Raw genomic sequence first — 12,720 nt, forward strand, 5'->3', positions numbered from 1 at the left:
GGCCCCAACTACAACAATGGACCGATTCGCCATGTACCTCAACAACTCCAGCACCCCAGACGGCACCGGCCTGATCCGTCAAAACGACTGGCTCCTCACCAAGGGCATGTTTGTCCAGGCCAGGCACCACTACCATCCGTCCCAAGCAGGTGTGGTTGACGACGTAACTCAAGATGGTGAGGTCCTCTGGCTGGCGGCCGACGGTGCACTTACCCGGCACATGATCGACAAGTCGGACGGCTTCGAAATCTGGTCCTTGCCCATATATACCTTCGCAGCAACCACGCAACCCTTGCTGCACCATGAACACAAAGAGGTGCCTAATGATCGCTAACGTCGCTCTCCCCAGAATCATGAAGGTCGGAGGTGGGGCAGTTACCGAAGTCGGCGCGCTGGTTGACGAGCTTGGAGCGTCCCGGCCGCTCATCGTTACCGACTCTTTCATGCTGACCACAGGCCACGTTGAGAGAATCGTGAAGGCGATCGAACACGACGGCCATGCTGCAGCGGTATTTTCTGGTGTAGTTCCTGACCCGACAACGGATTCCTTGACAGAAGGTGTCGAAGCAGCCCGCCGACACGACGCCGACCTCATCATCGGACTCGGTGGTGGCAGTGCCATCGATACAGCAAAAGCTCTGGGCATTCTCAGCCGCCAGGGCGGGCAAATGCGTGACTATAAGGCCCCACGGAACAACAACGGCCCAGCCGTGCCCGTCGTCGCGATTCCAACCACAGCCGGAAGCGGTTCGGAGGCCACCCAGTTCTCCATCATCAGCGATTCTGAAACACACGAAAAGATGCTGTGCGCCGGGATTTCCTTCCTGCCCGTGGCAGCCGTCATCGACTACGAACTCACGCTCTCCATGCCGGCCCGCCTAACGGCTGATACCGGAATCGACGCGCTCACCCATGCAGTCGAGGCCTACGTCAGCCGGAAGGCAAACCCCTTCTCAGATGGCTTTGCTCTCTCAGCAATCCGGACGATCGGCGCCAACCTGCGTCGCGTTTACGCTGACGGATCCAATGCAGAAGCCCGGGAAGCCATGATGCTTGCCTCAACGCAGGCAGGCATCGCGTTCTCAAACTCCAGTGTCGCCCTCGTCCACGGCATGAGCCGTCCAATCGGCGCTCATTTTCACGTTGCACACGGCCTGGCTAACGCCATGCTGTTTCCAGCAGTCACAGAGTTTTCTGTCTCAGCCGCCGAATCCAGATACGCGGACTGCGCCAGAGCACTCGGCATTGTCAGTTCCAGTGTCTCCGACCAGTACGCCGCTGGCGCCTTGGTTGCCGAACTCCATGCCCTCAACCGGGACTTGGAGGTCCCGACTCCCGATGGTTTCGGAATCGACCGGGCTTCGTGGGAAGAAAAGATCCCCCTGATGGCGCAGCAAGCGCTGTCCTCCGGTTCGCCGAGCAACAACCCTTTGGTCCCGGATGCCGAACAAATCCAAGGGATCTACCAAAAAATCTTCGCCTAACATCCCTGCGCCCGGACCCAACACCGCCCCGTCCGGGGACTGAAGATTCCTGGCCAAAACACCAAATCAAAGGACCAAGCATGACCACCACCACTTTGACCACTATCAACCATTTCATCAACGGTGCCGAAACCACGGGTGAGGGCGACCGCACGCAGCCGGTCTACAACCCCGCGACGGGGCAGGTCACCGCCGAGCTGCGCCTGGCGAACGAGAACGACCTGAACACGGTTGTTGCCGCTGCCCGCAAAGCCGCTGATTCCTGGGGTGATATTTCCCTGGCCAAGCGCACCGCGGTGCTCTTCAAATTCCGTGAGCTCGTCGCAGCCCACGTCGATGAACTCGCCGGGTTGATCACGGCCGAGCACGGCAAGGTCCTCTCCGATGCCAAGGGTGAGATCGGCCGTGGCCTGGAAGTGATCGAGTTCGCCTGCGGTATTCCTTCCTTGTTGAAGGGTGATTATTCGGATCAGGTCTCCACCGGCATTGACGTGTTTTCCTTCCGGGAGCCCCTGGGCGTGGTGGCGGGTATTACCCCGTTCAACTTCCCGGTCATGGTGCCGTTGTGGATGGCCCCGATGGCGATCGCTACGGGTAACGCGTTCATCCTCAAGCCCTCCGAGCGGGACCCGTCCGCGTCTCTGCTGCTCGCCAAACTCTGGCAGCAGGCCGGCCTGCCCGATGGGGTGTTCCAGGTCCTGCACGGCGGCAAGGAAACCGTCGATGGCCTGCTGACCCACCCCGACGTGGACGGTATCTCCTTCGTGGGGTCGACCCCGATCGCGCAGTACGTCCACGAAACCGCTACCAAGCACGGCAAGAGGGTCCAGGCGTTGGGTGGGGCGAAGAACCACGCGATCGTGCTCCCGGACGCTGACCTGGACAACGCCGCGGACCACCTCGCCGCCGCTGCTTTTGGTTCCGCGGGGGAGCGGTGCATGGCGATCTCCGTTGCCGTGGTCGTCGGGGACGCCGCCGATTTGTTGGTGAAGAAGGTCGAAGAACGTGCCCTGGCCGTGAAGGTCACCAACGGTACCGAGCCTGGCGCCGAGATGGGCCCGGTGATCACCCCGGCCTCCAAGGAACGCATCCTCCGGATCGTCACCGAAGCAGAGCAAGCTGGTGCTGCGATGGTGGTGGACGGCCGCGACCTCGTCGTCCCGGGCCACGAAGAAGGCTTCTGGGTCGGCCCCACCGTGATCGACCACGTCAAAACCGAAATGACCGCCTACCAGGAGGAGATCTTCGGACCCGTCCTCGTGGTGGTCCGGGTCGACACCCTCGAGGATGGTATCGCGCTGATCAACTCCAACCCCTACGGCAACGGCACCGCGATCTTCACCTCCTCCGGCGCCGCGGCACGGAAGTTCCAGCGCTCGGTCACCGTGGGCATGATCGGCATCAACGTCCCCCTGCCCGTCCCGGTGGCCTACCACTCCTTCGGCGGCTGGAAAGCCTCCCTCTTCGGCGACAAACACATCTACGGCCCCGAAGGCGTCTCCTTCTACACCCGAGGCAAAGTCATCACCTCCCGCTGGCCCGAAACCCACCACGCCTCCGGCGCCTCCTACAACTTCCCCTCCAACTGAACCGCATCAGGGCCCTTGGCCCGTGAGGTGGCCCCGGAAAGCACTCCGGGGCCACCTTTTCAGCATCCGGCAACGGACCGTTATGACAGACAACAAAAGGAAAGTTGGCCCGCATGATCAAGTCGTTCAAATACCTGATGCTGGGATGTGCAGCTACGGGAGCATTCCTTTCGATCAGCGCCACATCAACCCTGCCCCTCGCGCTCGGTTTGGCTTTGCTCATGATGGGCGCCGGCGGCCTCACAGCCACGTGGATGTCTTTCACCGACGACGGCGACCTCCCGCGGACCGTTACTGCGAAAGAGCCCAAGAGATGAGCGCCCAGCCCCTGGTATGGGGACTCGTTGGAGCAAGCGACATCGCCGCTGCACGAATGATTCCGGCCATGCGTCGCGTGGGAGACAAGGTCGTCTATGTTGTCAGCAGCGACCGCGGCCACGCGGAGTCGTACGCCAGCCGCAACGACATCCCGAAACACACGACCGACATTCAGGCACTACTTGCCGACCCGGAAATAAACGCCATCTACATTTCGAGCAAAAATGAGCACCATCAGGAACAAGCCATCTCGGCGATGGTCGCCGGAAAGCATGTTCTCTGCGAGAAGCCGATTGCTACAAACCTTGGAGACGCACTCGCCATGTGGGACGCAGCCAAAAACAACGGGACTGTCCTGGCAGTGAACCATCATCTGCCGGCGGCCGGGACACACCGCAAGATCCGCGAACTTGTGGCCGATGGTGCGATTGGGCAGTTGCTAAGCATTAATGTTCGCCACTCCACCCTGCTCCCGGAACGCCTGAGGGGCTGGCGTCTGGCTGGTGGCCCAGGCGCCGGCGTGGTCATGGATCTTTCCTGCCATAATGCGTCCGTGGTCAATCCGCTGGTGGGTACCGCGCCACTGGATGTTGTTGCCTCGGCACTATCCCAGGGGCCTTGGGGACCGTCTGCGACGGAGGATGCTTGCAGTTCCTCCATCCGGTATGGAGGGGGAGTCCTGGTCGACTTTCAAGACTCTTTCACGTTGCCCTTCACCACGTCGTACATCGAGGTCAATGGTGACAGGGGAAGTGTCCTGGGCAACGACATCATGACCCCCGAACCTAAGGGAGCGGTGATGCTCACGGACTCCAAAGGGACACGGGAGGTAAACGTCGCGGATCGCAGACATACATACGACATCACACTCGACCATTTCCGGGCCGCCATTCGGACGGGCACCCGTCCAATCGTCGACGGTGTGGACGCCGCCAACACCTTGGCACTCTGCTTGTCCATACTCAAGTCCGCGGCCTCGGGTCAGCGGGAGCCAGTCGAGCATACCTCCCGCTGACCCGGCACGACAGGGGCTATTAGCCCTGGTCCACCGCTGTGGGGATACTGCCTTCTCTCGACAGGGATGGCCTGTCCGGAGCCACCGCTTTAGCCAGCACTACACCCAGTACACAGAAGAGCAGGGGAAGTACAAAGGCCAGAGTCAGTCCCACGAGGCCACCCAGCCAACCGATTACGGCCGGACCCGCGAGGAGGCCCAGATATCCGGAGCTGACAACCCGGGAAAGTGTCTTGCCGGAGTCACTTTTTCCCGCTGCCCCAGCAGCGGTGTAGATCTGCGGGATGATCCCCGACAGTCCCAGCCCGAACAGCATCCATCCGACCAGCGACAACGGGTATACGGATGACACAACCACTGTCAGCATACCCGCGGCGGCGGCCAGGGAACCGTAGCGGACTACGTGGACGGGTCCCACGGCGTGGGAGATGCGATCGGCGACAAGCCTGCCGATTGTCATGGCGGCAGCGAAAGCGCCGTAAGCCAACGCTGCGGCGGCTTCTGACTGTTGTAAGTGCTCAACGGTCTGCAAGGCGCTCCAGTCATTTGCTGCCCCCTCCGAGAGGAGTATCAGGAACGCCAGTGCCGCAAGGATGACGATTCGTCCGCGCTTGACCTGACCTTCGGCAGCCTCCTCCGAAACCTGCGCGCCGGAGTGGGTATGGGAGGCTTCCATACGGACTTCCTCCGCGGTGGGAAGCAACAACCGCACCGACCAGAGAGTCCCCGCGCCCGCCACGATGGAGGCGAGCAACAGAATCCATGGCAGGTCCAGGGAGGCCCATTGTGCGCACGCAGCGGCCACGGCTCCGAGAGCACCTCCCAAAGAATAAAACGCGTGAAAAGCCGACATGATGGGGCGTTTGAAGCCTCTCTCAACCACGACCGCGTGCTGGTTCATCGCGACGTCCGTAATGCCGTGTCCCAAACCGAAGACGAACAGCGCGCTACCCAGTGAGAGCGCATCCGTTGCCAAGCCTGGCAGATTGACCGTCAGCACCAGCAACAACAGTCCGAACAACACAGAGTTCCGGCTCCCGAACTTCCTGATGAACAGCTCCGCAAACTGCATTGAGACAAGAGCTCCAAGTCCCAATAGGAGGATCAAGCCACCCAGGACAGCATGCGAGACCCCCGTTCGTTCCTGGATATCGGGGATGTTCACAAGCCATATCGCGGTAAGGAATCCAACGATGGTGAAGGCCCCGAAGACGCCGAACCGCGCAGCCCTAAGGCTCCAGTGCGGCTGAGGTTTGCGGTAAGAAGTCATTGCTGTTCTTTCGATTGACGGTAAAGTCAGCGGCTACTGCTCGAAAATGATCTTTTGATCGAATCTGGATTGCGACTTTCCCACGAGTGGAAGAGGGCGACATCTACGCACAATCGACCGCATCAGACCGATGGCTCGCGGCACTGGCCTCACCGGACGACCCGTCAAGGAAGAAACGTGCCAGATTGGCAACGCCGAGCCATGTGTACGATCGTACGCCATGTGGGCCTGTGATGGTCAAGTCGACCTGTCATGGCCCCGGTTCATCACCATAGACGCCCGTGCCGCAGGGACTGGTTTCAGCACGGTCATTGCGTTTCTCATCGCTTCGGCCGTGCTGGCCGCGTTCCCTGAAGCAGGGGCTTTAGTCCAGCGTCTTCTGGGCGTCTACGCGCCCGGTAGGAAGAATCCGGGAGACAAAGGGGGAGATGGCAACAATGAAAATCAGCAAGGCAAGTGCAACGAAGGGGATCGATGCTGAGCCGAAGAGGCTGACCACAAGGGTCATTCCGAGCGGTCCGGCGAGCATCGCAACATAGCCAACACCGGTTACAACGCCAATGCTCCTGCCGGCATTGAGCGGATCGAGTCGTCCGGCGCTCGAGAGCATGACGGGCGCCATGCTGGCGACGCCGACGCCCACCAGGAACATGCCGCCGGACAGCGCAATGTCCCCCCGCCCCAGGATGAGCACGGCTGCACCTAGGATCCCAACGAGACCGCTGACGAGAAGTACCGGAACTTCGCCGAAACGCATGACAAAGCGGTCGCAGACGATGCGTCCGGCGAACTCCCCGAGGGAGAAGAAGGAAATCGCCACAGCCGCCAGCGCAGCGGTTGATCCATACACCTCGACGCTGAACGTTTGACCCCAATCCCAGATTGAGGACTCGACCCACATCGAAAGGACAAGCATCCCGCCAAGTACTCCGGCCAGCGCCAACAAGCCCTTGGAGGTATCGCGGCCGCGACCATGGTCTACGAGACCGTCTTCCCGTGCAGGGGGAGCGATCTGGTCTCTATCGAGGACCCAGAAGCCGACAAAGGCGCCCACGGCGGCAAGGATAAATCCTTCAACTCCGTAGAGTGGCAGGGGCGAGCCGTGGACGTTCAGGACGACGAGCAAGGCACTTGAGCCCCATCCGCCCAGGAAGCCGCCGATGGGAAAGATCGCTTGGAAGCCTGCCATGAGAGGCCGGTTGTAAAGACGTTCGAGTGCGACGGCAAGCGCTCCTGTCGCGGTATCAAGCCCTCCTCGCACCAGCCCAATTGCTACTCCCAGGAGGAGCGAATTCACGAACGAATCCGTGAGTCCCAGAGGGAAGAAGCTGGCGGGGAAGAGGACGAGAAGTGGCCATATCACCGCTCGCGGTCCGAGGCGGTCTACCAGGGGGCCGGCGACAAAACTTCCGATGACGGCTCCAACGCCGATCACCGTCGTGAGCATGCCGAAATGGAAGGCATCGACCGTCCCGTCGGATCCAACCCAGCCGTAACTGCGCTGGAGCGAAGACGTGCTTGCGGACCACATGTTGAGGGCCACGCCAATCTGGAAGTACCCGTAGAACGTGGCGATGCGGGCACGCCGCAGCTGAGAGGGCGATACAGCGCTTTTATTGGCCAGCGTCTTCGTGAGGGTCATAGCTCTTCTCCATAGATTGCTTCCCCGACGGATCCATCGCGACGCCCGAAACCTGGCCGAGCAGGGCTAGGGGGCAGGCGGTACGGCAATCCGGGGCCGAACGGCACTTGGCATAGTGCACCGATTTCCTGCTAAAACCTTGCATGCGAGAAAATCTTATATCCAAAAGATAAGCTTATGGTAGCGCGGATCGCAAGTCTATGGATGCATGATCTCACATAAGGCAAGCTGTAGCTTTGACCGTCTTTTGTGGGGGTAAGCTTGTAGTCTGATTCGGGCGGGCGCATTCCGTCTTAGTGAAGCCCGGATGAACTACGTCGTAGGAGAAACGGTGACTAAGGCTCTTTACCTATTTGGCGGGTGGCCCGGCCACAACCCGTACGGCGTGGCCGATTGGACACGCTCGACACTTGAAGGTCTCGGATTTGCCGTCGAAGAGTCCAATGACATTTTTGTTCTGGATCAGGATCTGACCGGTTACGACCTCATCATCAACAACTGGAATAACGCGCTGCTGAGTGAGACGCTGACCCCGTCCCAGGAACACAGGCTCCTCACCGCGGTCGAGTCTGGAACTGGATTCGCTTCATGGCACGGCGGTGGCGCCGCATTTCGCGGGAGCGTCATGTATCACATGATGCTCGGCGCTGATGTCTTCTACCATCCTGCGGGAGAAGGCACGCGGCATCCATACCCGCTCTACGTGGTCGATAGGGACCATCCCATCACGGAAAATATTGAGGACTTCAGCGCCGCGAGTGAGCAGTACTACATGAATGTAGACCCCCGCAATCATGTGTTGCTCGAAACCGTCTTTGATGGTGAGCATATGCCATGGCTCGCCGGGCAGCGAATGCCTCAAGCCTGGACCAAGACTTGGGGCAAGGGGCGAATTTTCTACAGCGCCCTTGGCCATTACCTCGAAGATCTCACGGCCGACCCGGTGCAGGAAATCATGCGGCGCGGATTCCTGTGGGCACGACGCGACCACGGCTAAATCACTAGTACGTAGTCAGGCCTGTCGAGAGAAAAAATGAGAACCCCCTGGAAATCCTTGATTTCCAGGGGGTTCAACCGAGCTTCCTATCAGAATCGAACTGATGACCTTTTCATTACGAGTGAAAACCTGTAGGCAGTGATCTATAGGGCTTAAAGCCGGTAAGGTGTCGAAAAAGTGACGAAGCTATTTCCAGTTCATCTCTTGCAAGGCTCGATTCAGACGCTCGGCGCTGTCGTGGAGATCGTGGTCAAAGAGGCCAGCGTAGGTGTCCAACGTCATGGTAGCGCTCGCATGGCCAGCGATTCGCTGGACAACCTTGATGTTAGCTCCAGAGCTGATTGCCAGGCTGACGGCGGTATGGCGGAGATCATGAAATGTTGGGCGGAGAAAGTCTGGATCTTGAGCCCGGACGCGTGCGATTGCGGGGGAGTAGTGGCGCTTGGTCCAGGTGCCGTTGCGCAGCGCTGATCCTCGCCCGCCGCTGAACACGCGTGTTCCGGGGGACGCGGATTCGACGGTGGCCGCAAGTCGTTCCGCTATAACCTTCGGCAATGGCACAACCCGGGTTTCTCCGCTCTTTGTGGGGCCGAGGACTAGTTTGCCGCCGATTTCGGAATAGGCTTTGCTTACGCTCAAGCTCGGCTTCGCTCCGAGTCTGAGATCCGCGTGAGTAAGAGCGGTGATCTCACCCCACCTGAGGCCACACGTTCCAGCCAGCATGACCATGAGTTCGAAGCCTTCGCACGCTTTGGCGAGGGCTGCCAGCTGAGGCATCGTCAGATACACATGTTCGCGCTGCTTTACGCGTGCTGGTATGTAGTCTGTCTGGCCGAGGGCGTCCTTCGCTGGGTTGGCTGATAGCAGGCGTCGCTTGACGGCGTGGTTCATGAGCCGCCCGAAGTACAGGCCTACTTCGCGCCTTGTGGTGACACCAGCAAGCTTCCCGTCCCGGCCTTTGAGGCTGACAACCCATGCCGCAACATCGTCGTATCGCACCTGATTGATTGGCGTCGACTCCCAGCGCGGAGCCACGTAATTCTCATAGCAGCGCTTGTAGTTGTCTACAGTCTTGGGGCTCGCCGGTTTGCGGCCAGTTGCGCCTATTGTAGAGATCCTGTGGATCCATTCCTGATAGAGGCCATCGACGGTGAGCTTGGTCGCTGCCTTGGGGTCGATGTATGTGCCGCTTCGGACAGCCCGCGTCATCTCGTGCCAATGATCCTCGGCCTCCCTCTTGGTGAAGAAGCATTTGCGGTGCCGACGTCCATCTGGGGTGGTCCAGTCTGCTTGCCAGCGCTTCCTGCCGCTGGAGAGCTTAGTGACGGCCATCGGAAGTGTCCTTGCGTTTGCGCAGGGTCGACCAGATTTCGTTCGATTGTTTGATGAAGGACGGCGCGATCCGCGAGTTGCGGCCCCGGCCTTCGAGGATTCCTTTGGAGCGAGCTCGCCGCAGTCTGGCCGACCACGTGTCGACGCTCTCCCCGGTCCACTCGGCAAGCCGCTTGATGGGTTCTACCGAGCATGAACCGAGTGCGACGTAGGCGCTTGACACGTGGACGTAGTCCGTCTCCGAGTCGACGCGGGTTGGTAGCGGCGTTATTTCATCTTTGATGGATGCCACGGAGAGCTGCTCGTGACGGTCCCGCATGAGAGCACGCGCATGTGCCATGGGTATCGACCGCAACAGGGACGTGGTGATTCCGTCTATTGGTCCAACCTGCTGTGCGGATCCTCCGTCAGCTCCGCGCGCAGCAAGTGCTTTTCCGTACTCATGATCGTCAAAGTCAATTTTCAATTCGTGGGGTTCGCGGAAGCTGCCCATTTCGTGGTCAACGATCCACCGGATCTCTACCAGGAAATGGTCGACCCTGTAACGGGCGGACAGCTGGTGGTACGGAGAACCCTCAACGCCGGCGGCCTTCTCGTCAGGACCCGAATCTTTCCCGAGGTACTTGACGTTGGGACTCAGGGGCGGCAGGGAGGGCAACTTCATGCGCAAACTGTAGCACAGCAAAGCTGGCAGGTCGGCTGTATTTTTTCACCCGGTTTTCGTTAGCTAGGCCGTTAACGTAGTTCCTACCACCGAAGAATCCCGCAGAACGCGGTACAACTCTTCGACATAACACACAGTACAGCTGGCAGCCTAGCTGTGCTTATAGAAGGAGATCCAAGTATGAACACCCCTGCCAGTGCCGGCCCGGACTCGAATGCGCTCGTCGGATCCCTGCCTGTGTCGCCGTACATGACCAGGAAGCAGGTGGCGGCCTATCTCAATGTCTCCGAGAAGTGGCTGGCGCAGTCCGGCCGGGCGACCGGTCCCCGCTTCCACAAGTTCGGCTCCCAGTGCCGCTACTTGCGTGACGACGTCATGAACTGGGCACGTCAGCAGAGGGCAACGCGATAGCTGACAGATGTCCCAGCACGAGCAACGGTGAGCGGCTCACCCGAACCTCACCCGATTTCGCCGTTTCGGCATCACGGCCGCAGCCGTCCGCACCCGGTCCAAGCGCGCGGCACCAATAACCGAGTCCCACGGGACACACCCATTCATTTAGGAGACGCATGTACCCATTCACCGCCACGCACCGTTCGTGGCCGAGTTTTTCCTCGATCCTCACGGTTCCCGGTTTCGTCAGCGGAGTTGGTGGCAAGTGAGCTTCGGGGTGAATACGTACAGGGATAACTGGATTCAGGCCGTCAACGGCGACTTCAATGTGAGCACCAGGGCGTGCGCGGTGGCGGCCGCAGTAGGGCGCTCCATGGGTATCGGGCGCATTGCCACTAGGAACTGGCAGAAGCTGAATTCACTGCTCGGACGCGAGCGCAGGGATGATGTTGTTCTGGACGGTATTGCTGAACTTCAGTCCGCGGGGTACCTGGAGAGGTACTTCGGGAACGACTACCGCTACTCAGCCGGATGGCGGCTGACCCTTCCTGGGGAGGTCGGGTGACGATTCCGATTCAGGGAATTCCTTCGCGGCCACTGCAGTACGCGACGGCGATTAGTAACTCGGACCTTCCCACGACAACACGGGCCGTGTGCTGGGCGATTGCCAGTTTTGCCAACAACACAACGGGCAGGGCCATTCCGTCACTGCGGGCCCTTTCCAAGGCTACTGGGCTCTCGAAGGCTACCATTTCGAGGCACACAATTTTTGCCGAATCCAAGGGATACCTTATCAAGCAGCAGCGGTTCGACAACTCCATGGCGTACGTCATTGCAACGCCTGTCCCAGTTGGGCCGGAGCCCAACGTAACGGCCAAGAGTGGCGAACCCGAGATGCATTCGGACGCCTGGTTTCGGTCTATTCATGGGCTTGACGAAGCAGCTGAAGAGCCGTAGGCAACGCGTGCAGGGTTTTTGGGTAGGTGCTTCAGGCCGTACTGGGTGCTGATCCTCCCGCAGGTACCTACCTCGCAATGGTCGAGGTATCCCTACCTCGTACAGACATGGGGAGGTACCCAGACCAAACGGTTCCCTAACAACCTCAGGGCAACTACCTCAGAGTAGAACTACCTCAGTAGTTCTACTTTATGGGACTACCGCAGTTCAACTACCTCAGCAACACGCTGTCCCTTCACCAGCCAAGCGCAGGCGACGCCCTTGCCCCGAAAGGCGCGGGCGTTGCCTGTAGCTGGTATGGGCGGCCCGGCGTTCCGGCCCCCAGAGGGGCCCGGGACCGTGAATTCCAATCCTCCTGCTCAGGCAGGAGATGACATTCAGGCAAGGAGAGTGTGGCCTCGCCTTCGGCACGGCCACACCCTAGTCAGCCATGCGCATTCGGCCTGTGAAGGAACAGCGGAGTGCCGCGTAGCCCGAAGGGCGGAGCAAGCTCCGCTTAGTTAATGCGCATTTCTCACCGACCAAACAGTTTGCCACAATGTGGCGGCGTCAACACTAAGGAAGGCGAAATCACGCCTATGTCCAAGCCATCCCACGATTCGGTGGAAAGCCCGAGTCAAGCCAAGTACTTCGACACGCTGAAGAGGCGCTATGTCGGTTTGGGGCTGTGCCGGCGCTGTGCTGCGCAGGCGGCTTGGGGTCATCAGCTGGGGTTTTCCCGCGTGTACCCCCCTTGCGCCCAGTGTCAGCCAGTTGTGAACACTTTCCCTGTGCCGCGGGCAAATGGGTGGCGCTCGTGGAGCCCCCGCCATGGAGCTAAGTTCTCACCCAGCATCCGCGCTGTATAGGTCACCACGGGCTGTACGCAGCGAATTTCTGACGACGACTGTGCCCCTGCTGGGGGCGGGACTGCACGCGGAATACCGTCGTCAGATAATTTGCGTTAGGACAGTCCCGTGAGGGCCGAACGCCTCGAGAGGTCAGACCTGAAAGGGCCGGCGAAAAGGCTTCTTCTTGTCGTCCGGCATCCGCGTGTAGGACCTCGTGAACCAAAGCTTG

At 60.0% G+C, this 12,720-nt stretch carries 13 protein-coding genes; 9 read left to right on the forward strand and 4 right to left on the reverse strand.

Annotation, left to right across the window (positions count from 1 at the left end):
* Nucleotides 1–16: 16 nt before the first annotated feature.
* The 5 genes from ACFVSJ_RS20260 (at nt 17) to ACFVSJ_RS20280 (ending at nt 4,406) form a co-directional block, all read left to right on the forward strand.
* Nucleotides 17–334, forward strand: coding sequence for a hypothetical protein (locus ACFVSJ_RS20260; RefSeq protein WP_387438867.1), 318 nt, complete (start codon nt 17–19; stop codon nt 332–334).
* The gene (locus tag ACFVSJ_RS20265; protein WP_387438868.1) at nt 324–1,484 is read left to right on the forward strand and encodes an iron-containing alcohol dehydrogenase; all 1,161 of its coding nucleotides are present in this window, start codon (nt 324–326) and stop codon (nt 1,482–1,484) included. The genes ACFVSJ_RS20260 and ACFVSJ_RS20265 overlap by 11 nt, the downstream gene beginning before the upstream one ends.
* Before the next feature lie 80 nt (nt 1,485–1,564).
* A complete protein-coding gene (locus ACFVSJ_RS20270; protein ID WP_387438869.1) occupies nt 1,565–3,073 on the forward strand; it encodes a CoA-acylating methylmalonate-semialdehyde dehydrogenase in 1,509 nt (502 codons plus the stop codon).
* A gap of 113 nt (nt 3,074–3,186) precedes the next feature.
* On the forward strand, nt 3,187–3,390 hold the full coding sequence (locus ACFVSJ_RS20275; RefSeq protein ID WP_387438870.1) for a hypothetical protein: 204 nt from the start codon (nt 3,187–3,189) through the stop codon (nt 3,388–3,390).
* Nucleotides 3,387–4,406 carry a Gfo/Idh/MocA family protein gene (locus tag ACFVSJ_RS20280; protein WP_387438872.1) on the forward strand — a complete coding sequence of 340 codons (1,020 nt, stop codon included), beginning with the start codon at nt 3,387–3,389 and terminating at the stop codon, nt 4,404–4,406. Before ACFVSJ_RS20275 ends, ACFVSJ_RS20280 begins: the two co-directional genes overlap by 4 nt.
* Before the next feature lie 19 nt (nt 4,407–4,425).
* Here ACFVSJ_RS20280 and ACFVSJ_RS20285 read toward each other — a convergent pair whose 3' ends face one another.
* Both ACFVSJ_RS20285 and ACFVSJ_RS20290 read right to left on the reverse strand, forming a co-directional pair.
* A complete protein-coding gene (locus ACFVSJ_RS20285; RefSeq protein WP_387438873.1) occupies nt 4,426–5,676 on the reverse strand; it encodes an MFS transporter in 1,251 nt (416 codons plus the stop codon).
* Between the two features lie 364 nt (nt 5,677–6,040).
* Nucleotides 6,041–7,318, reverse strand: coding sequence for an MFS transporter (locus ACFVSJ_RS20290; protein ID WP_387438874.1), 1,278 nt, complete (start codon nt 7,316–7,318; stop codon nt 6,041–6,043).
* A 307-nt stretch (nt 7,319–7,625) separates the two neighbouring features.
* Between ACFVSJ_RS20290 and ACFVSJ_RS20295 the strand changes: the two genes are divergently transcribed.
* Nucleotides 7,626–8,315 (forward strand): ThuA domain-containing protein, encoded by a 690-nt coding sequence (locus tag ACFVSJ_RS20295; RefSeq protein WP_387438875.1) that lies wholly within the window; start codon nt 7,626–7,628, stop codon nt 8,313–8,315.
* A gap of 186 nt (nt 8,316–8,501) precedes the next feature.
* On the opposite strand, the gene ACFVSJ_RS20300 is transcribed toward ACFVSJ_RS20295, so the two are convergent.
* On the reverse strand, nt 8,502–9,647 hold the full coding sequence (locus ACFVSJ_RS20300) for a tyrosine-type recombinase/integrase (protein WP_387438876.1): 1,146 nt from the start codon (nt 9,645–9,647) through the stop codon (nt 8,502–8,504).
* Nucleotides 9,634–10,311, reverse strand: coding sequence for a hypothetical protein (locus ACFVSJ_RS20305; RefSeq protein ID WP_387438877.1), 678 nt, complete (start codon nt 10,309–10,311; stop codon nt 9,634–9,636). The genes ACFVSJ_RS20300 and ACFVSJ_RS20305 overlap by 14 nt, the downstream gene beginning before the upstream one ends.
* Nucleotides 10,312–10,491: 180 nt before the next feature.
* Between ACFVSJ_RS20305 and ACFVSJ_RS20310 the strand changes: the two genes are divergently transcribed.
* The 3 genes from ACFVSJ_RS20310 to ACFVSJ_RS20320 all read left to right on the forward strand — a co-directional run bounded on the left by ACFVSJ_RS20310 (nt 10,492) and on the right by ACFVSJ_RS20320 (nt 11,661).
* Nucleotides 10,492–10,722 carry a helix-turn-helix domain-containing protein gene (locus ACFVSJ_RS20310; RefSeq protein WP_387438878.1) on the forward strand — a complete coding sequence of 77 codons (231 nt, stop codon included), beginning with the start codon at nt 10,492–10,494 and terminating at the stop codon, nt 10,720–10,722.
* 259 nt (nt 10,723–10,981) lie between these two features.
* Nucleotides 10,982–11,269, forward strand: coding sequence for a hypothetical protein (locus ACFVSJ_RS20315; protein WP_387438879.1), 288 nt, complete (start codon nt 10,982–10,984; stop codon nt 11,267–11,269).
* Nucleotides 11,236–11,661 carry a helix-turn-helix domain-containing protein gene (locus ACFVSJ_RS20320; RefSeq protein ID WP_387438880.1) on the forward strand — a complete coding sequence of 142 codons (426 nt, stop codon included), beginning with the start codon at nt 11,236–11,238 and terminating at the stop codon, nt 11,659–11,661. The genes ACFVSJ_RS20315 and ACFVSJ_RS20320 overlap by 34 nt, the downstream gene beginning before the upstream one ends.
* Nucleotides 11,662–12,720: the final 1,059 nt, after the last annotated feature.

Origin of the sequence: Paenarthrobacter sp. NPDC058040, from assembly GCF_042885775.1 — a bacterium.
In the GTDB taxonomy this organism is placed as follows: Bacteria; Actinomycetota; Actinomycetes; order Actinomycetales; family Micrococcaceae; genus Arthrobacter.

What these genes read in the sequence shown, in the direction of transcription:
- ACFVSJ_RS20305 (WP_387438877.1), bottom strand. Translation starts at nt 10,311, where the DNA reads ATGAAGTTGCCCTCCCTGCCGCCCCTGAGTCCCAACGTCAAGTACCTC.
- ACFVSJ_RS20320 (WP_387438880.1), top strand. Translation starts at nt 11,236, where the DNA reads ATGGCGGCTGACCCTTCCTGGGGAGGTCGGGTGACGATTCCGATTCAG.
- ACFVSJ_RS20310 (WP_387438878.1), top strand. Translation starts at nt 10,492, where the DNA reads ATGAACACCCCTGCCAGTGCCGGCCCGGACTCGAATGCGCTCGTCGGA.
- ACFVSJ_RS20280 (WP_387438872.1), top strand. Translation starts at nt 3,387, where the DNA reads ATGAGCGCCCAGCCCCTGGTATGGGGACTCGTTGGAGCAAGCGACATC.
- ACFVSJ_RS20295 (WP_387438875.1), top strand. Translation starts at nt 7,626, where the DNA reads ATGAACTACGTCGTAGGAGAAACGGTGACTAAGGCTCTTTACCTATTT.
- ACFVSJ_RS20270 (WP_387438869.1), top strand. Translation starts at nt 1,565, where the DNA reads ATGACCACCACCACTTTGACCACTATCAACCATTTCATCAACGGTGCC.
- ACFVSJ_RS20260 (WP_387438867.1), top strand. Translation starts at nt 17, where the DNA reads ATGGACCGATTCGCCATGTACCTCAACAACTCCAGCACCCCAGACGGC.
- ACFVSJ_RS20265 (WP_387438868.1), top strand. Translation starts at nt 324, where the DNA reads ATGATCGCTAACGTCGCTCTCCCCAGAATCATGAAGGTCGGAGGTGGG.
- ACFVSJ_RS20285 (WP_387438873.1), bottom strand. Translation starts at nt 5,676, where the DNA reads ATGACTTCTTACCGCAAACCTCAGCCGCACTGGAGCCTTAGGGCTGCG.
- ACFVSJ_RS20300 (WP_387438876.1), bottom strand. Translation starts at nt 9,647, where the DNA reads ATGGCCGTCACTAAGCTCTCCAGCGGCAGGAAGCGCTGGCAAGCAGAC.
- ACFVSJ_RS20290 (WP_387438874.1), bottom strand. Translation starts at nt 7,318, where the DNA reads ATGACCCTCACGAAGACGCTGGCCAATAAAAGCGCTGTATCGCCCTCT.
- ACFVSJ_RS20275 (WP_387438870.1), top strand. Translation starts at nt 3,187, where the DNA reads ATGATCAAGTCGTTCAAATACCTGATGCTGGGATGTGCAGCTACGGGA.